We start from the raw sequence: 18,106 nt of genomic DNA on the forward strand, positions 1-18,106 counted from the left end.
CTCTCCCCTTCTGGAGAGAGCACGGGACTTTGGTTTTAACCCTGCGGCTTATTTACCACGGGCTTCGATTACGGCCTGAGCAACGTTGTTCGGCGCATCATCATACTTCAGGAACTCCATGGAGTAAGAAGCACGACCTTTGGTCAGAGAACGCAGCTGAGTTGCATATCCGAACATTTCAGACAGCGGAACTTCAGCGTGGATCACAACGCCAGTCACGTTGGATTCCTGACCGCGCAGCATACCGCGACGACGGCTAAGGTCACCGATAACGTCACCAGTGTTCTCTTCCGGAGTTTCTACTTCAACCTTCATGATCGGCTCAAGCAGAACTGGTTTCGCTTTCTTAAAGCCATCTTTAAAGGCAATAGAAGCGGCCAGTTTAAACGCCAGTTCAGAGGAGTCAACGTCGTGGTAAGAACCGAAGTGCAGACGCACGCCCAGATCAACTACCGGATAACCAGCCAGAGGACCTGCTTTCAGCTGCTCCTGGATGCCTTTATCAACGGCCGGGATGTATTCGCCAGGAATTACACCACCTTTGATGTCGTTGATGAACTCATAACCTTTCGGGTTAGAGCCCGGCTCCAGTGGGTACATGTCGATAACGACGTGACCGTACTGACCGCGACCACCAGACTGTTTAGCGTGTTTACCTTCGATATCGGTAACTTTCGCGCGAATCGCTTCGCGGTAAGCAACCTGAGGTTTACCGACGTTCGCTTCAACGTTGAATTCACGCTTCATACGGTCAACGATGATGTCGAGGTGCAGCTCACCCATACCGGCGATGATGGTCTGGTTAGATTCTTCGTCAGTCCATACGCGGAAAGACGGGTCTTCTTTAGCCAGACGGCCCAGAGCCAGACCCATTTTTTCCTGGTCAGCTTTGGTTTTCGGTTCAACGGCGATAGAGATTACCGGCTCAGGGAATTCCATACGCTCCAGAATGATCGGCGCATTAGGATCGCACAGAGTGTCACCCGTAGTTACGTCTTTCAGACCGATAGCAGCAGCGATATCGCCCGCGCGAACTTCTTTGATCTCTTCACGTTTGTTAGCGTGCATCTGTACGATACGACCGAAACGCTCACGTGCAGCTTTCACGGAGTTCAGGATGGTATCACCAGAGTTAACCACACCAGAGTACACGCGGAAGAAGGTCAGGTTACCCACGAACGGGTCGGTAGCGATTTTGAATGCCAGAGCAGCAAACGGCTCATCATCGCTAGCGTGACGCTCAGCCGGAGTATCTTTACCATCGTCCAGGATACCGTTGATCGCAGGTACGTCAACCGGGGATGGCAGGTAGTCAACTACCGCATCCAGCATCGCCTGAACACCTTTGTTCTTGAACGCAGAACCACAGGTTACCAGGATGATTTCGTTGTTCAGAACGCGCTGACGGAGAGCAGTTTTAATCTCTTCTTCAGTCAGTTCTTCACCACCCAGGTATTTCTCCATCAGCTCTTCAGAAGCTTCAGCAGCGGACTCGATCAGGTTCTGGTGCCATTCTTCGGCCAGTTCCTGCATGTCTGCCGGGATATCTTCGTAAGTGAAGGTTACACCTGCGTCTTCTTCGTTCCAGTTGATGGCTTTCATTTTCACCAGGTCAACAACACCGGTGAACGCTTCTTCAGCGCCAATCGCCAGCTGCAGCGGAACAGGGTTCGCGCCCAGACGGGTTTTGATCTGACCAACAACTTTCAGGAAGTTCGCACCCATACGGTCCATTTTGTTAACGAACGCAATGCGCGGAACTTTGTATTTGTTTGCCTGACGCCATACGGTTTCAGACTGAGGCTGAACACCACCAACTGCGCAGTAAACCATTACTGCACCATCAAGCACACGCATGGAACGTTCTACTTCGATGGTGAAGTCAACGTGCCCCGGGGTGTCGATGATGTTTACGCGATGCGGTTCATACTGCTTAGCCATACCTGACCAGAATGCAGTAGTCGCTGCGGAGGTGATAGTAATACCACGCTCCTGCTCCTGTTCCATCCAGTCCATGGTGGCAGCGCCGTCATGAACTTCACCGATTTTGTGGTTTACACCGGTGTAGAACAGAATACGTTCGGTAGTAGTAGTTTTACCGGCGTCGATGTGCGCACTGATACCGATGTTACGGTAGCGTGCGATGGGTGTTGTACGAGCCATTTGATTCCTCGTTTATTTCTTTAGGCGTTCAGTTAAGTTATCCAAAACGGGCGACTTATCTGAAGCGCCCGCCTGGTGACTAATACTCCGAAGGGATTACCAACGGTAGTGTGCGAACGCCTTGTTGGCTTCTGCCATACGGTGAACGTCTTCACGTTTCTTAACTGCAGTACCTTTGTTGTCTGCAGCATCAGAAAGTTCGTTCGCCAGACGCAGAGCCATGGATTTATCACCACGTTTACGAGCAGCTTCAACGATCCAACGCATTGCCAGAGCATTACGACGAACCGGACGGACTTCAACTGGAACCTGATAAGTAGAACCACCAACGCGGCGAGACTTAACTTCTACAGTCGGGCGCACGTTGTCGAGAGCGACTTCGAAAGCTTCCAGTTCATTTTTACCAGAGCGCTGAGCCAGGGTCTCCAGCGCGCTGTATACGATTGCTTCTGCAGTAGATTTTTTACCATCTACCATCAGGATATTTACAAATTTAGCCAGCAGTTCTGATCCGAACTTAGGATCCGGCAGGATTTTACGCTGACCAATGACGCGACGACGTGGCATGGAAATACTCCGTTGTTAATTCAGGATTGTCCAAAACTCTAAGAGTTTAGTTTGACATTAATATAAAACGTTTGGCCTTACTTAACGGAGAACCATTAAGCCTTAGGACGCTTCACGCCATACTTGGAGCGAGCTTGCTTACGGTCTTTAACGCCGGAGCAGTCAAGCGCACCACGAACGGTGTGGTAACGAACACCCGGAAGGTCTTTAACACGACCGCCACGGATCAGGATCACGGAGTGCTCCTGCAGGTTGTGACCTTCACCACCGATGTAGGAGGTGACTTCGAAACCGTTAGTCAGACGCACACGGCAAACTTTACGCAGTGCGGAGTTCGGTTTCTTAGGAGTGGTGGTATATACACGAGTACATACGCCACGTTTCTGCGGGCAGGCTTCCAGCGCCGGCACGTTGCTCTTTGCAACTTTGCGCGCGCGTGGTTTGCGTACCAGCTGGTTAATTGTTGCCATTAAATAGCTCCTGGTTTTAGCTTTTGCTTCGTAAACACGTAATAAATCGCCTCATATAATATGAGGACGCAGAATTTTAGGGCGGTGCCGAAAAGGTGTCAAGAAATATACAACGATCCCGCCATTACCAGGACAACTGACCTGCATGTTTGACTGAAAGTCTGACGAAATCAGTATAGCTAACCCTGACGACACTGTCCGCAATTTGACCAGCCAGCCCGCGGGCTTCGATATCTTCTTGCAGAGCGTAGAGGGATATGGGGGCAGATTGCAGGATTTCAAGGAAACGGCCTTCCGCGAGAGCGGCGATAACGCCGTCCGACAGCAGCAGAAGATCGTCGCCCTCTTTTAGCAAACGGAGCATAGCCGCCATATCGGCGTGCCAGGGGGATGTGCTTAGCGTGTGGAGCATTCGAGCCTCAGAACCGCAGTATCACGTTAAAATCGTCAAGCCGGGCGCGCAAAGCCTCTGGCTCCAGCCATTCGCCATCAACAACCCACGGCGTGGCAGAATTCAGACCGCGCTCCCGTGCTGAAGCAGCGCAAATCCAGCACTGTTCGATATCGTATAGCGATAAGAGCTTAAAGGTGGAGATATAGTCGCGCGCCAGCACCGCTGCGGGGCGCTGTCCGGGAAGAAGCTGAAAGACGCCATCGCCCACGAAGAAAACGCCGATCTCCTCCGTCAGCGCGGAGGTTGCCAGCAGGGCGTCCAGCCCTTCCCTGCCCGACGCTGAACCATGAGGCGCAGACGAAAAAACAAAGGCTACGCGCTTCATCAAAACTGCACCATGCGATCGCAGGTTAACGCGGCTTCCGCCAGCGCGCCCAATCCGCTCAAGGTAAAGCCCGGCTGCAAATTATACCCAGGCAAATTCAACTGCCGTGCCTCCTGTTCATCAGTGATTCCACGGCGTAACGCTGCGGCTACACAGATATGCAAGGAAACGGCGTGTTCGTCATGCAGCGTCTGCCAGGCCCGAACCAGATCAAATTCGTCGCTGGCGGGCGCCGTGAGCTGATTCGCGTTATAGACGCCTTCACGATAGAAAAAGATGCTGATCAACTCGTGGCCTTCCTGCAAAACGGCGCGGGCAAACTGTAGTGCGCTGCTGGCCTGCTGGGTACCATAAGCGGGCCCCGTTACCGTAATGGCAAAGCGCATTACTTATCCAGCCCCTGGAAATCTCCACTTTTGAACTGACGAATGTAGAGATAGACCGTGTGCTTAGAGATGTTCAGCCTATCGGCCACCTGGTTGATGGCATCTTTGATATCAAAGATCCCCTTCTCATAGAGGTTCAGGACGATCTGCCGATTTTTAGCGTTGTTAGAAACGTTACGGTCAGCGTTCACCTCTTCAATCGTGAACTCAAGCGTCTGGGCCACCAGATCGTCAACCGATGAAGCAAAGTTGACCTGGGAATTCACCTCCGTCGTTTCCGGCGGAATAAAGGTGCTCATGATTTGTGAGAAAGGGACATCAAGGTTCATGTTGATGCACAGCAGGCCAATGACCCGATGGTCACGGTTGCGGATAGCGATGGTGACCGATTTCATCAGCACACCGCTTTTGGCGCGAGTAAAATAGCATTTGGAAACGCTGCTATCGGCTCCAGTCATATCGTGCAGCATGCGCAGCGCAAGGTCGGTAATTGGCGAGCCGATTTGACGGCCGGTGTGTTCACCGTTGGCGATACGAATAGCGGAACATTTTAAGTCCTGCAATGAGTGCAATACGATTTCACAGTGGGAACCGATGAGCATCGCTAACCCGTCCACTACCGCTTCATAGGATTTAAGGATATCGAAGTCGGTCTGGTCAAAAGGACGTTGATCCAGCAAATCAAGCTCACTGGTCTCGTTGGTTAAAAGCGACCTGGACATGAAAAAAAGCACTCCTTTTCAGGAGCCTGTCGTTATCGTCAGGGCAGGCTCATCATCATTATTAATCTATCTAAAGTAATACAGCGCCTGAGGTTCTTTCCAGTTTTAATTATATCTGCCCGCAATAAAAAAACCGCCGCCCCTGGAGGCGGCGGCTTAAAACCGATTACTTCTTAGCGTCAGCGGCTGGCGCTTCAGCAGCGGCTTCAGGCTTGGCGTCTGCTTTCGGCGCCGGTTTAATATCCAGCAGCTCTACATCAAATACCAGAGTAGAGTTTGCCGGGATACCCGGTACGCCAGTTTTGCCGTAAGCCAGATCCGGTGGAATGACCAGCTGGATTTTACCGCCTTTCTTGATGTTCTTCAGGCCTTCGGTCCAGCCCGGGATCACCCCGTCCAGGCGGAAGGAAAGCGGCTCGCCGCGGGTATAAGAGTTATCAAACTCTTTACCGTCGATCAGCGTACCTTTGTAGTTGACGACAACGGTATCGCTGTCTTTCGGCGTTTCGCCGGTCCCCGCTTTCTCGACTTTGTAGAGCAGGCCAGATTTAGACGTTTTCACGCCTTTCTCTTTGGCAAAGGCGTCACGGTAAGCTTTGCCTTTTGCTTCATTCTCAGAGGCGTCTTTTTCCATTTTCTGCTGAGCAGCAGTTTTTACACGGGTTTCAAACGCCTGCAGAGTCTGTTCGATCTCCTGATCGGACAGTTTGCTCTTATCAGCAAAAGCGTCCTGAACGCCGGCGATCAGCTGATCTTTATCTAATTTGATGCCCAGTTTTTCTTGTTCTTTCAGGGAGTTTTCCATGTAACGTCCCAGCGATGCACCCAGCGCATAAGCAGATTTCTGATCGTCATTTTTAAATGCCGATTTGCTGTCCGTTGCGGGTGCCGCTTTCGCTGTAGTCTCAGCAGCGAAGCTCAGCGGTGCATTCAGGGCGATGGCCATAGTGGTCGCCAGCAGCGTTACTTTAAACAGTGATTTCATCCATTTCTCCAGGGCCGGGGCATCTCACCCCAGGGTTATCGTAAAAAACAAAAAACGTACTATAGAACGTTGCAGAACAAATCAACATACAGACGTACCTGAATATCGCCTCATTTAAGACTATTTTTGTATGAATTAGTTTCCTGTCAGACGTAACGATGCTGCGCGGATGCTGAAACTTCAGTAGAATCCGCCCGCAGGATAAGACAGAAGAGGTTACTCATGCACGATAGCACTTTAGAGACTCGCCTTGCGGAGCTGGAGAGCAGACTGGCGTTTCAGGAAATCACTATTGAAGACCTCAACAAGACCGTCACCGCCCACGAGATAGAAATGGCGAGGATGCGCGAACATATGCGCCTGATGGTCGAAAAACTGAAAGCCACTCAGCCGTCGCATATGGCTTCACAGGCGGAAGAAACGCCCCCGCCGCACTATTAAGACGTAAAAAAAGCGGGTTTCCCCGCTTTTTTCTATTCCGCGACGCGAGCGCAGCGGAATTAGTGGCAGCCGCAGCCGCCGTTGCCGCCGCAGCCGCCTTTGCCATGTTCGTGGTCATGGTCATGGCCGTGGCCACCGCAGCAACCATCATGATCGTGGTCGTGGCCATGATCGTGCCCGTGAGCACCGTGTACATGACCATGCTCCAGCTCTTCCGCCGTTGCTTCGCGAATCGCGACAACTTCAACGTTGAACTTCAGATTCTGACCAGCCAGCATGTGGTTACCGTCAACAACAACGTGTTCGTCACCCACTTCGGTGATTTCTACCGGTACCGGACCCTGATCGGTTTCCGCCAGGAAGCGCATGCCAACCTGCAGTTCATCAACGCCCATAAATACGTCTTTAGGAACGCGCTGAACCAGGTTTTCGTCGTACTGACCGTATGCATCGTTAGCGCCGACTTCGACGTCAAATTTGTCGCCAACGTTGTGGCCGTCCAGCGCGTTTTCCAGGCCGGAAATCAGGGAACCGTGACCATGCAGGTAGTCAAGCGGCGCGCTTACCGGAGACTCATCAACCAACACACCGTCTTCTGTACGTACCTGATAGGCCAGGCTGACCACCAGGTCTTTTGCTACTTTCATGATATCTCCTGAGCATGGGAAGAATAGTGGCGCAGATTGTAGCGGAATTCTGCACCCGTGTACCCTCTAGCTTAAAAAAAGCCGATAGATAACGCTAGTCCGGATGAAAAATGCCTATCACTTGCTCTTCTTTGCGAACATGCTCGCGGACCTCTTTATCCGCCTCACGCATCTGATGACCGCACTTAACGCACTCAACAATATCGACATTATTCTCACGCCACATCGCCAGCGAATCCTGGGCCTGGCACGCCGGGCATTTCGCACCGGCGATAAAACGTTTACGCACAGCCATATCATTTACCTTTATTCAAATTCATCCCAGCCGTCTAACTGCCTGCTCTCTTTTTGCATCTCGCGCTGAAAAATCTCCTCCAGCTCGCGTCTGGCTTCCCGCACGCGGGATATCTGCAGGGTATCACTATGCACCGGCATTAACTCACGCAGCATCCGCATATCGAGGCGCCGAAAATGCAGCTGGGCGCGCTGCGCCTGATGGGGATGCATGCCGAGCGAGATAAGCGCTTTTCGTCCTAGCTCCAGCGCGCTGGAGAAGGTTTCGCGGGAAAACTGCGCCACTCCCGCCTGCAGCAGCTCATGGGCCTCAACGCGTCCCCGCGCTCGCGCCAGAATATGGAGATGTGGAAAGTGTTGTTGACACATCTCCACCAGCTTCATGGTATCTTCCGGCTCGTTGCAGGTGATAACGATCGACTGCGCGTCTTCGGCTCCCGCCGAGCGCAGGAGCTCCAGCTGCGTCGCATCGCCAAAATAAACTTTATAGCCATATTTACGCATCAGATTGACCGCGCTGATATCGCGCTCCAGTACCGTAATACGCATTTTGTTCGCCATCAGCAGACGGCCAATCACCTGGCCGAAACGCCCAAAACCAACGATGATCACCTGCGGTTTGTCATCTTCAACCCACGGAGCCTCGCCCTCCTCTTCAGGTTGGTTCAATCGCCGCGAAAGGACTTTATCGATGAGCTTCATCAGCAGCGGCGTGGTCATCATCGATAATGTCACCGTCACCAGCAGCAGGGCCATCTGATCGTTTTGAAACAGACGAAGCGAAGCGGGGAGTGAGAACAGCACAAAGGCAAACTCTCCCCCCTGGCTCAGCACGCCGGCAAACTGCACCCGTTCAGAGCTGCGCAGGCCATAAACCCGTGCCAGAAGATACAGGACGAGACCTTTTACCGTCACCAGTATCGCGACGCTGGCCACAACCCACAGTAAATGGGTATAAAGCACCCCAAGGTTCAGCGCCATGCCAACGGAAATAAAGAACAGCCCGAGGAGAAGCCCTTTAAACGGCTCAATGGCGATTTCCAGCTCGTGGCGATACTCGCTCTCTGCCAGCAGGACGCCGGCGATAAAGGTCCCCAGCGCCATCGACAAACCGAGCGCATCCATAAACAACGCCGATCCAAGAACCAGCAGTAGCGTCGCCGCGGTAAAGACCTCCCGCACGCCGGAGCCGGCGATAAACCGAAATACCGGCCTCAGCAGATAACGACCTCCAACCAGCATTCCGCCGAAGGCCAGCACCTTCATCCCGATGGTGAGCCAGTTAAAATGGTCGTCACCTGACCCTGCGAGCAGGGGAACCAGTGCCAGGGCCGGGATCACAGCCAGATCCTGAAACAGCAGTACGGAGAAGCCCAGCTGCCCGGACTCGCTGCGGCTCATGCCTTTCTCCCGCATCAGCTGCAGCGCCATCGCGGTGGAAGACATCGCCAGCCCAATTCCGCCAACCACCGCAGCGCGCCATGAGAAGTCGCTAAGCATGAGCAAACCGCCAAGTATCAGCGCGCTGAAGGCGACCTGAGCGGCCCCGACGCCGAAAATGGAGCTTCTCAGCCGCCACAGCTTGGACGGATTCAACTCCAGTCCGATGATAAACATCAGAAAGACGACGCCTAATTCTGAGAAGTGAAGAATTTCATCCACATCGCTGATGAAGCCTAATCCCCAGGGGCCGATGGCGATACCGGCCAACAGATACCCCAGCACGGCACCAATACCCAGCCTCGCCGCCAGCGGCACCGCCACTACGGCGGCAAACAGAAATAACACCCCGGCCAGCAGTAAATCAGCTCCCGCCATTTGGACCTCCCGCCGTTACAGGGTTAGCCAGCCAATCGCGGTAGGCGCGAGCGCGGCTTTTCAGATCGTCGGGTGATTGCCGACGCGCCCAGTAGACGATAATCGGGCTCATCCAGTGCATGCGGCACATACCGGCGGTCAGTTCGAAAGGGCGGAGAATATCATTCATCGGATAACGGTGGGCATCGCGCCGGTAGGCGCTCTCCGGCTCGCCGGTAGTAATGACGCTACGCCAGTACTTTCCCGCCAGCTGATTCCCTCCCGCCCCGCTGGCAAAGCCGCGGCTGAGCACCCTGTCCAGCCACTCTTTCATCAGCGCCGGGCAGCTCCAGGTATAGAGCGGATGCTGGAAAACAATCACCTCATGCTGGCGCAGGAGATCCTGCTCGCAGGCGATATCGATAAAAAAATCCGGATAGTGCGCGTAGAGATCGTGCACGGTAACATTCGACAACTGTAAGGCCGGTTCAAGCAAAACCCGGTTGGCCACGGAATCCTGAGATTCTGGGTGGGCATACAGCAGCAAAACTTTCGCTGTCTGAGACATCTTTCCCCTCCCGAACGTCTTCTGGCGGCCTGTGCAGCGGCTGCGTCCCGACGCAACCAGAATGACTTTGTGTATCATCTTCATTTTGGGCTACCATTGCGGCCCGGTTGAGCGATTCGCTCGACACTACATTATCATAATGACAAATTAACATAGTCAGAACATACGGCGCCTTATGATTGTTTTCTCCTCCTTACAAATTCGTCGCGGCGTACGCGTCCTGCTGGACAACGCTACCGCCACCATCAACCCAGGGCAAAAAGTCGGCCTGGTGGGTAAAAACGGCTGCGGTAAATCCACGCTGCTTTCGCTTTTGAAAAACGAGATTAGCGCCGACGGCGGCTCAATGACCTTCCCCGGCAGCTGGCAGCTGGCCTGGGTTAATCAGGAAACGCCTGCGCTTGCGCAGCCGGCTATTGACTATGTTATTGATGGCGATCGCGAATTCCGCAAGCTGGAGGCGGACCTGCACGAAGCCAACGAACGTAATGACGGCCATGCCATCGCGACGGTCCACGGTAAGCTGGACGCCATCGACGCCTGGACCATCCGCTCGCGTGCGGCCAGCCTGCTCCACGGGCTCGGTTTCAGCAACGAACAGCTTGAAAGACCGGTGAGCGACTTTTCCGGCGGCTGGCGTATGCGTCTCAACCTCGCGCAGGCGCTGATTTGCCGTTCCGATCTGCTGCTGCTTGATGAACCGACGAACCACCTCGATCTCGACGCGGTCATCTGGCTGGAGAAGTGGCTCAAAGGCTACCCGGGGACCCTGATACTGATCTCCCACGATCGCGATTTTCTCGATCCGATCGTCGACAAAATTATCCATATCGAACAGCAAACGATGTTCGAGTACACCGGCAACTACAGCTCATTTGAAGTGCAGCGCGCGACCCGTCTTGCGCAGCAACAGTCGATGTATGAGAGCCAGCAGCTGCGCGTCGCGCATTTGCAGAGCTACATCGACCGTTTTCGCGCCAAAGCCACCAAAGCTAAACAGGCGCAAAGCCGTATCAAAATGCTCGAGCGTATGGAGCTCATCGCCCCTGCCCACGTTGATAACCCGTTTCACTTTAGCTTCCGCGCGCCGGAAAGCCTGCCCAATCCCCTATTGAAAATGGAAAAGGTCAGCGCCGGTTATGGCGAGCGCGTGATTCTCGACTCAATCAAGCTGAATCTGGTTCCCGGTTCGCGCATCGGTCTGCTGGGGCGCAACGGGGCCGGTAAATCGACGCTGATAAAACTGCTGGCCGGCGAGCTACAGCCGCTGCAGGGTGAAATTGGTCTGGCGAAAGGCATCAAGCTTGGCTACTTCGCTCAGCATCAGCTGGAGTTTCTGCGCGCCGACGAATCCCCGCTGCAGCATCTTGCCCGTATTGCGCCGCAGGAGCTGGAGCAGAAGCTGCGCGACTATCTGGGCGGTTTCGGCTTCCAGAGCGATAAAGTCAACGAAGAGACAAAGCGTTTCTCCGGCGGCGAGAAAGCGCGCCTGGTGCTGGCGTTAATCGTCTGGCAGCGGCCTAACCTGCTGCTGCTTGATGAACCCACCAACCACCTCGATCTCGATATGCGCCAGGCGCTAACCGAAGCGCTCATTGATTTTGAAGGCGCGCTGGTGGTGGTTTCGCACGACCGTCATCTGATTCGCTCCACCACCGATGACCTTTATCTGGTGCACGACAGCAAAGTCGAACCTTTCGATGGCGATCTTGAAGACTATCAGCAGTGGCTGAGCGACTCGCAAAAGCAGGAAAGCCAGACATCGGAAGAGCCAAAGGAAAACGGCAACAGCGCCCAGGCGCGTAAAGATCAGAAACGCCGGGAAGCCGAGCTGCGTACGCTGACCCAGCCGCTGCGCAAAGAGATCGCCCGACTGGAAAAAGAGATGGAGAAGTTCAACGCGCAGCTGGCGCAGGCGGAAGAGAAGCTGGGCGACAGCGAATTGTACGATCAAAGCCGCAAAGCCGAGCTCACCGCGTGTCTACAGCAGCAGGCCAGCGCGAAGTCCGGGCTGGAAGAGTGTGAAATGGCCTGGCTGGATGCCCAGGAGCAGCTGGAGCAGATGCTGCAGGAAGGCTAGCGGCAATATGCCATACGTGAAGGCGGGCTAACCCGCCTTTTTTCATCCTCCGCACCCTGGCTTAGCGCTGCGCCGCCAGCCGGGCGCGGATCTGCGACAGCGAGGCATAGCCGTACAGCTTGCCATCCAGAAAGCGCGTTTTTAACTCACCCTGCTGCTCCTGTTCCAGCGTTTGCCCATCGTACAGCTGCAGTTCCCCCAAGGCGTCGCGTTCCACGCGCAGCAGACCACGCGCCGAACGTTTAAGACCATTATCGGTTTTCGGCTCCTTAAAGAGGGCTCTTCCCTCGCCGTTCACCTCCCCCCAGGTTGCCTTCATCGCGAAGCCGAAGGTATCGCGGGTGTTGTACTGGTAGGTAAATGAACCCACGCCGAACACCACGTTAGCGCTGGCAAAGCCTTTCGCTTCCAGGCGACGCAGGATCTCATCCGCTCTGGCGAGAGTAATGGAATCGCCGTAAATCAGGCCGACATGCGGATCCAGCACCTTGTATCCTTTTTCGTTGATAGTGCCGCCAAAAATTTCCCACAGAACCTCCACGGAGCCTTTCTCCTCGGCGCTGCGCTCGCTGCGGGTGTCGTCGTCAGCTGCGGTTCCGCACAGAATCGCCACCGGATCGCCGCTGTCCGGACGGAATACCACGCGCCCCTGACGCTGCATAATTATTGCCTGCAGCTCGCGGGTGTATTCGGTCAGCACCTGCCAGTAGTCCCAGGTATCCGAGACGATAGAGACGAAACCCTGCGGGTGGACTTCGGTAATCAGCCGGCGAAAGGTTTCAATTTCCCGCTCGCGCTCGCCCATACACATCACGCTGTGTTCCGTAGCCGGAATGCTGGCACCGATGAGCTCATCTTCACCGCGAGTGTAATAATCACGGGCATACAGCAGCGAAGGCAGGCTATCGGTCCCTTTGAAGCTGGCCAGATGTCCGCAGCCCGACTGCGCAGTGTCGTGCAGTCCGGACATCCCCCGAAACGAAAAGTCGTGACATTGGAAATCAAGGTGCGTCAGATCGCTACAGGTTTTCTCCGCCCAGCGTTCGCAAATCAGGCGATAGTGGTGGGCGATGGTCGCGTTGGTTGACGCTTTCCACAGCTCCGCCGAAAGCACCGTCTCCAGATAGTTCACCAGCCAGAAGAACTCAGGTTGCGTATTGGTGATGGTCAGCACCGGTACTTTCATCGGCACCTTGGTGCCTTCATCCAGCGCTTTGATATGCAGCGGTAAATAGCCAAGGCGATGCAGAGCGCGAATAGGCTCCACCCCAACCGTATCGCGCCCCAGATAGCCGTCCATCACCTGCTTATACTCGTTCACGACCTCCTCTTCCGGGCGGGCGAAAAACGCCTCGTTAAACAGATCGACCAGGAACCACTGCAGAAAGCCCTGCAGGCCGAAAAACACCAGCTTGCCATCGGCCTGCGGCGACTGGAAAAAACGATCGCTGCGCGGGGTAAAGTTAGAGTAAACCTTCGTTGTCCCCTGCGGATACTGCACGCGATGGGAAACTTTATAACCATCAATGGCCAGAATCGGATTTATTTTCATCATGTTATCCCCAATGTGCGCGGTAGATGGCGTCAATATCGATAAGCTCCAGCTGCGGATGAGCCAGGGCAGGAGAAGTCAAAGAGGTGGTGGCGTAAACGGCATCGATGCCGTTATTCAACAGATGCTCTACGCCTTTGGAAAAAATACCGTGGGTGACGTACAGACTCACGCTGCGGGCGCCCGCCTCGCGCAGCACCTGCGCCGAGCCGATAAAGGTGCCGCCAGCGTCGCAGAGGTCGTCAACAATAAGCACCGCTTTCCCCGCGACATCACCGGTCAGCAGGGAAAAACCGGTTAACGCGCCGCTGGCAAGATCACGCTCTTTACCGAGGATCGCGAACTCTCCGGCACCGCAGGCTTTAGCCACAGGATGAATCTTCTTTAGCGCGCCGGCATCCGGCGCCACCAGCATCAGCTCCCCGGCAGCAATAGCCTGACGCAGACCGGCGCTCTGCAGAAGACAGTGCTGTTGAGCCACCGCGACCATATTATTGACTGCCGCCGCTGCGGCATCGCTGTGCGGGTCAAGCACCACGACTTTGTCAAAGCCAAGGGTATTAAGCTGCCTGGCAAAGACCTTCAGCGCGAAGCTGTCTCCCGGCACCATATGACGATCCTGACGCGCCCACGGCAGCCACGGCAGTTCCAGATGGCTAAACGTCACGTCGGTAACATGACGCACGGCCTCCACCAGCTGCGCCAGCAGCATAAAATCGTTCATGTCGCGCAGAGCAACCGCCCGGATGCGCATCAGACGGGCAGAAGGCGGTAGTGGATTGGTCACCTTCAGCCACACAGCGCCATCGGGAAAGACGCCGCTGGCAAGCGTAAACGCCTCATCATCCAGTTCCAGGGTAAATTTTTCGCTCATGATGACCTCCGCTCATTAAATTATGTCCCTAAGACACAATCAATAATGTCCCTAAGACACATATTGTGCAAGCGTTAAATGTCATTTAAGCGGAGATGTGAATTAAGCAGTTGAAAAACAATAATAAAAATGTAGGCTTGCTGCTCAGGAAGGGGCTGGTACACTTGTCAGCGTTCTTTTCCGCTGCGAGCGCTCTATGACCAACGATGCCGAATACCTCAGCCAATACGATGCCAGCCGCTTTCCCTCGCCGCTGGTGACCGTCGATAGCGTCCTGTTTACCCTGCATGAAGGGGCGCTGTGCGTTCTGCTGGTTGAGCGCGCTAATCCACCGCAGCAGGGGGCGTGGGGGCTACCCGGCGGCTTTATCGATCTGGCGCACGATGATTCAACCCGCGCCACGGCGCTACGTAAGCTCACGGAAAAAACCGGGATTTCACCGTCATGGCTGGAGCAGCTCGACACCTTCTCCGGGCCGGATCGCGATCCGCGCGGCTGGAGCCTGACTATCGCCTGGTTTGCGTTAATCTCGTGGGTAGAGTGTCAGCCGCATATCGCCAGCGTCAGCGATGCCCGCTGGGTGCCGGTGGCGCAGCTGGATAGCTATTCGCTGGCTTTCGATCATCAAACGATTATCGACGCCGGTCTGCATCGCTTACGCCAAAAAACGATGTACTCTTTACTGCCGGTTTACTGTCTGCCGGAGACCTTTACCCATGGTCAGCTGCTGGAAGCCACGGAAATCATCCTTGGTCAGCCGATTCAACGCAAAAGCCTGATTCGCCGCTTCGAAGCCTCCGGAATGTTTGAAGAGACCGGTGAAACAGCGGCAACCGGCGCGCGGAAAGCGCGGCTATGGCGGCGTAAACCCGGCGTCGATTTTCATCTCTTTTCACGTAACCTGCTGGCCGATTAGCCGCAAGGCCACATATGGGCTAACCTGCGCACTTCATGCGCGGTATAGTATGTTATAAAGATTATTTATTGCTCTGGTGCTATGGTTGATATCACTCCTACAGAAATGACGCCCCCTGAAGACGACTCGCAGCAGTTTCATCCGATGCGCGGCGTAGGCAATCGTCATTTGCAAACCATGTTGCCGCGGCTAATCCGTCGCAAACTCCGCTTTACTCCCCACTGGCAGCGTCTGGAATTGCCGGACGGCGATTTTGTCGATCTGGCATGGAGTGAAGACCCTTCTCAGGCGCGCCATAAACCTCGTCTGGTGGTATTTCATGGCCTGGAGGGGAGCCTACACAGCCCTTACGCACACGGACTTATCCATGCGGCAATGCAGCGCGGCTGGCTGGGCGTGGTAATGCACTTTCGCGGCTGTAGCGGCGAACCCAACCGGAATAACCGCATCTACCACTCGGGCGAAACGGAAGACGGCTCCTGGTTTCTGCGCTGGCTCCAGCGCGAGTACGGCACGGTCCCCACCGCCGCGGTGGGATATTCGCTCGGGGGCAATATGCTGGGCTGCCTGCTGGCAAAAGAAGGCGACGCTATTCCCGTTGATGCCGCGGTTATCGTCTCGGCGCCGTTTATGCTGGAAGCCTGTAGCTATCATATGGACAAAGGTTTCTCCCGCGTTTATCAGCGCTACCTGCTCAACCTGCTGAAAGCCAACGCCGCGCGTAAGCTAAAAGCCTATCCCGGCTCTCTGCCCGTCGATTTACGCCAGCTAAAAAGCATGCGCCGTATCCGCGAGTTTGACGATTGCATTACGGCCAGGATCCACGGTTTTGCCGATGCGCTGGACTACTATCGCCAGTGTAGCGCCATGCCGCGCCTGAGCGATATCACTAAGCCCACGCTGATTATTCACGCGAAGGACGATCCCTTTATGGATCACCACTCGATTCCCCCGCAGGAGCAGCTGCCGGCGAATGTCGAATATCAGCTCACGGAGCACGGCGGGCACGTTGGCTTCGTCGGCGGCACGCTGCGTAAGCCTGAAATGTGGCTTGAAAAACGCATCCCGGATTGGCTAACCCGTTGGCTAGGAGCGCAAATATGATCATTCCCTGGCAAGATCTCGATCCCGAAACGCTGGATAACCTGATCGAAAGTTTTGTATTACGTGAAGGCACCGATTATGGTGAACATGAACGTTCGCTGACGGATAAAGTCGCGGATGTTAAACAGCAGTTGAAAAGCGGAGAAGCCGTGCTGGTGTGGTCAGAACTGCACGAAACGGTGAATATCATGCCCCGCAAGCAGTTTCACGGCTAAGGCGGCACACACTATCGTTTACTCTGGGAGTTGTTATGTCTGCCAAACATCCGGTGATTGCCGTCACGGGCTCCAGCGGCGCGGGAACCACGACCACCAGCCTCGCTTTTCGCAAAATTTTCGCCCAGCTTAATCTGCACGCCGCCGAAGTTGAAGGCGATAGCTTTCACCGCTATACCCGTCCGGAAATGGACATGGCGATCCGTAAAGCACGCGATCAGGGCAAACATATCAGCTACTTTGGCCCCGAGGCTAACGACTTCGGCCTGCTGGAACACACGTTCGCCGAATATGGGCAAAGCGGCAAAGGCCAGTCGCGCAAATATTTACATACCTATGACGAGGCCGTGCCGTGGAATCAGGTTCCGGGGACCTTCACGCCCTGGCAGCCGCTGCCGGAACCGACTGACGTCCTGTTTTATGAAGGCCTGCACGGCGGCGTTGTGACGCCACAGCATAACGTAGCAAACCATGTCGACCTGCTGGTCGGCGTGGTGCCCATCGTCAATCTTGAGTGGATCCAGAAGCTTATCCGCGACACCAGCGAGCGCGGACACTCTCGTGAGGCGGTCATGGATTCCGTGGTCCGCTCGATGGAAGATTACATCAACTTTATCACCCCGCAGTTTTCACGCACCCACCTCAACTTTCAGCGCGTACCGACGGTGGATACGTCCAACCCGTTTGCGGCCAAAGCCATTCCTTCACTGGATGAAAGTTTTGTCGTTATCCATTTCCGTAATCTAAAAAATATCGATTTCCCCTGGCTACTGGCGATGCTGCAGGGCTCGTTTATTTCGCATATGAATACCCTGGTGGTACCGGGCGGGAAAATGGGGCTGGCGATGGAACTGATTATGGCGCCGCTGGTTGAGCGGCTGATGGAAGGCAGGAAAATCAGCGAGTAGCCAGAACCCCGGTGGCGCGATTGCCGGCCGGGGCGCATTCGGCTTACCCTTCGATCACTTCATAAGAGTGGGTAATGTTTACCGCTTTCTCAAGCATCAGCGCGACGGAACAATACTTTTCCGCCGACAGGTCGACCGCGCGAGACACGGCAGCGTCCTTCAGTTCTTTACCGGTCACGATAAAATGCAGATTGATATGGGTAAACAGACGCGGCGCCTCTTCGCGGCGCTCCGAGGTCAGCTTAACTTCGCAGTTGGTGACGTTCTGGCGGCCCTTCTGCAATATGGAAACCACATCAATCGCGCTGCATCCGCCTGCCGCCATCAGTACCATTTCCATTGGGCTAGGCGCTTTATCCCCGGAATTGCCGTCCATCAGAATCTGGTGACCAGAAGCCGACTCACCGATGAAGGTTAACCCTTCAACCCACTTCACTCGCGCTTGCATAAATTTAACTCCAGGGCTGTAATTTTCCTGACAGATTACGCGTACATAACAATTCTAGCAACGGAAGGCGACCTGGGTCATGCTGAAGCGAGACACCAGGAGACATGCGGCGAAAGCTATGCTAAAACAATCTGGATGCTACAGTAATACATTGATGTACTGCATGTATGCAGAGGACTTCACATTACAG

General features: G+C 54.7%; 21 protein-coding genes. 6 read left to right on the forward strand and 15 right to left on the reverse strand.

Translation table 11 applies throughout. The features are described from left to right. Nucleotides 1–48: 48 nt before the first annotated feature. The 8 genes from fusA to fkpA all read right to left on the reverse strand — a co-directional run bounded on the left by fusA (nt 49) and on the right by fkpA (nt 6,072). Nucleotides 49–2,163, reverse strand: a complete 2,115-nt coding sequence (fusA, locus tag MKleb_RS25440) for an elongation factor G (protein WP_004115957.1) — start codon at nt 2,161–2,163, stop codon at nt 49–51. Nucleotides 2,164–2,259: 96 nt separating this feature from the next. Next, nucleotides 2,260–2,730: a 30S ribosomal protein S7 gene (rpsG, locus tag MKleb_RS25445; protein WP_004106370.1), complete on the reverse strand. Its 471-nt coding sequence runs from the start codon at nt 2,728–2,730 to the stop codon at nt 2,260–2,262. 95 nt (nt 2,731–2,825) lie between these two features. Next, nucleotides 2,826–3,200: a 30S ribosomal protein S12 gene (gene rpsL, locus MKleb_RS25450; protein WP_002920115.1), complete on the reverse strand. Its 375-nt coding sequence runs from the start codon at nt 3,198–3,200 to the stop codon at nt 2,826–2,828. Between the two features lie 124 nt (nt 3,201–3,324). Next, nucleotides 3,325–3,612 carry a sulfurtransferase complex subunit TusB gene (gene tusB, locus MKleb_RS25455; RefSeq protein WP_025107828.1) on the reverse strand — a complete coding sequence of 96 codons (288 nt, stop codon included), beginning with the start codon at nt 3,610–3,612 and terminating at the stop codon, nt 3,325–3,327. Between the two features lie 7 nt (nt 3,613–3,619). Next, nucleotides 3,620–3,979, reverse strand: a complete 360-nt coding sequence (gene tusC, locus MKleb_RS25460) for a sulfurtransferase complex subunit TusC (protein WP_004854839.1) — start codon at nt 3,977–3,979, stop codon at nt 3,620–3,622. Then, on the reverse strand, nt 3,979–4,365 hold the full coding sequence (gene tusD, locus MKleb_RS25465; RefSeq protein ID WP_025107829.1) for a sulfurtransferase complex subunit TusD: 387 nt from the start codon (nt 4,363–4,365) through the stop codon (nt 3,979–3,981). Before tusD ends, tusC begins: the two co-directional genes overlap by 1 nt. After that, nucleotides 4,365–5,087, reverse strand: coding sequence for a helix-turn-helix transcriptional regulator (locus tag MKleb_RS25470; protein WP_004106380.1), 723 nt, complete (start codon nt 5,085–5,087; stop codon nt 4,365–4,367). The genes tusD and MKleb_RS25470 overlap by 1 nt, the downstream gene beginning before the upstream one ends. 166 nt (nt 5,088–5,253) lie before the next feature. Next, nucleotides 5,254–6,072, reverse strand: coding sequence for an FKBP-type peptidyl-prolyl cis-trans isomerase (fkpA, locus tag MKleb_RS25475; RefSeq protein ID WP_025107830.1), 819 nt, complete (start codon nt 6,070–6,072; stop codon nt 5,254–5,256). A 222-nt stretch (nt 6,073–6,294) separates the two neighbouring features. On the opposite strand from fkpA, the gene MKleb_RS25480 reads away from it, so the two are divergent. Continuing rightward, entirely contained in the window at nt 6,295–6,513 is a 219-nt protein-coding gene (locus MKleb_RS25480) for a protein SlyX (protein WP_004106384.1), read from the forward strand. Between the two features lie 59 nt (nt 6,514–6,572). Here the strand turns inward: MKleb_RS25480 and slyD are convergent, their stop codons facing one another. From slyD to kefG, 4 genes are all read right to left on the reverse strand, one after another. Continuing rightward, nucleotides 6,573–7,160, reverse strand: a complete 588-nt coding sequence (gene slyD, locus MKleb_RS25485; protein ID WP_163586369.1) for a peptidylprolyl isomerase — start codon at nt 7,158–7,160, stop codon at nt 6,573–6,575. A gap of 94 nt (nt 7,161–7,254) precedes the next feature. Further along, nucleotides 7,255–7,455, reverse strand: a complete 201-nt coding sequence (locus MKleb_RS25490) for a YheV family putative zinc ribbon protein (protein ID WP_004106389.1) — start codon at nt 7,453–7,455, stop codon at nt 7,255–7,257. A gap of 11 nt (nt 7,456–7,466) precedes the next feature. Then, nucleotides 7,467–9,272 (reverse strand): glutathione-regulated potassium-efflux system protein KefB, encoded by a 1,806-nt coding sequence (gene kefB / locus MKleb_RS25495; RefSeq protein WP_014227043.1) that lies wholly within the window; start codon nt 9,270–9,272, stop codon nt 7,467–7,469. Continuing rightward, nucleotides 9,259–9,819 (reverse strand): glutathione-regulated potassium-efflux system ancillary protein KefG, encoded by a 561-nt coding sequence (gene kefG / locus MKleb_RS25500; protein ID WP_004854856.1) that lies wholly within the window; start codon nt 9,817–9,819, stop codon nt 9,259–9,261. Before kefG ends, kefB begins: the two co-directional genes overlap by 14 nt. Nucleotides 9,820–9,994: 175 nt before the next feature. Here kefG and MKleb_RS25505 point away from each other — a divergent pair, with 175 nt between their 5' ends. Next, the gene (locus tag MKleb_RS25505) at nt 9,995–11,899 is read left to right on the forward strand and encodes an ABC transporter ATP-binding protein (RefSeq protein WP_004854860.1); all 1,905 of its coding nucleotides are present in this window, start codon (nt 9,995–9,997) and stop codon (nt 11,897–11,899) included. 61 nt (nt 11,900–11,960) lie between these two features. Here the strand turns inward: MKleb_RS25505 and MKleb_RS25510 are convergent, their stop codons facing one another. Both MKleb_RS25510 and prs read right to left on the reverse strand, forming a co-directional pair. Further along, nucleotides 11,961–13,451 carry a nicotinate phosphoribosyltransferase gene (locus MKleb_RS25510; protein ID WP_163586370.1) on the reverse strand — a complete coding sequence of 497 codons (1,491 nt, stop codon included), beginning with the start codon at nt 13,449–13,451 and terminating at the stop codon, nt 11,961–11,963. 4 nt (nt 13,452–13,455) lie between these two features. Next, nucleotides 13,456–14,325 (reverse strand): ribose-phosphate diphosphokinase, encoded by an 870-nt coding sequence (gene prs / locus MKleb_RS25515; RefSeq protein ID WP_064357751.1) that lies wholly within the window; start codon nt 14,323–14,325, stop codon nt 13,456–13,458. A gap of 196 nt (nt 14,326–14,521) precedes the next feature. On the opposite strand from prs, the gene MKleb_RS25520 reads away from it, so the two are divergent. The 4 genes from MKleb_RS25520 (at nt 14,522) to MKleb_RS25535 (ending at nt 17,468) form a co-directional block, all read left to right on the forward strand. Beyond that, nucleotides 14,522–15,241 (forward strand): NUDIX hydrolase, encoded by a 720-nt coding sequence (locus tag MKleb_RS25520; RefSeq protein ID WP_217076351.1) that lies wholly within the window; start codon nt 14,522–14,524, stop codon nt 15,239–15,241. 144 nt (nt 15,242–15,385) lie between these two features. Continuing rightward, complete coding sequence (locus tag MKleb_RS25525; RefSeq protein ID WP_231719137.1) at nt 15,386–16,345, forward strand: hydrolase; 960 nt, start codon at nt 15,386–15,388, stop codon at nt 16,343–16,345. Continuing rightward, nucleotides 16,342–16,560, forward strand: a complete 219-nt coding sequence (locus MKleb_RS25530) for a YheU family protein (RefSeq protein ID WP_004125965.1) — start codon at nt 16,342–16,344, stop codon at nt 16,558–16,560. The genes MKleb_RS25525 and MKleb_RS25530 overlap by 4 nt, the downstream gene beginning before the upstream one ends. A gap of 35 nt (nt 16,561–16,595) precedes the next feature. Then, complete coding sequence (locus tag MKleb_RS25535) at nt 16,596–17,468, forward strand: phosphoribulokinase (protein ID WP_004854874.1); 873 nt, start codon at nt 16,596–16,598, stop codon at nt 17,466–17,468. A gap of 43 nt (nt 17,469–17,511) precedes the next feature. Here MKleb_RS25535 and MKleb_RS25540 read toward each other — a convergent pair whose 3' ends face one another. Further along, nucleotides 17,512–17,916, reverse strand: coding sequence for an OsmC family protein (locus tag MKleb_RS25540; protein WP_004854875.1), 405 nt, complete (start codon nt 17,914–17,916; stop codon nt 17,512–17,514). Nucleotides 17,917–18,106: the final 190 nt, after the last annotated feature.

The organism is Klebsiella sp. PL-2018 (assembly GCF_019048985.1).
Lineage (GTDB): Bacteria > Pseudomonadota > Gammaproteobacteria > Enterobacterales > Enterobacteriaceae > Klebsiella > Klebsiella michiganensis.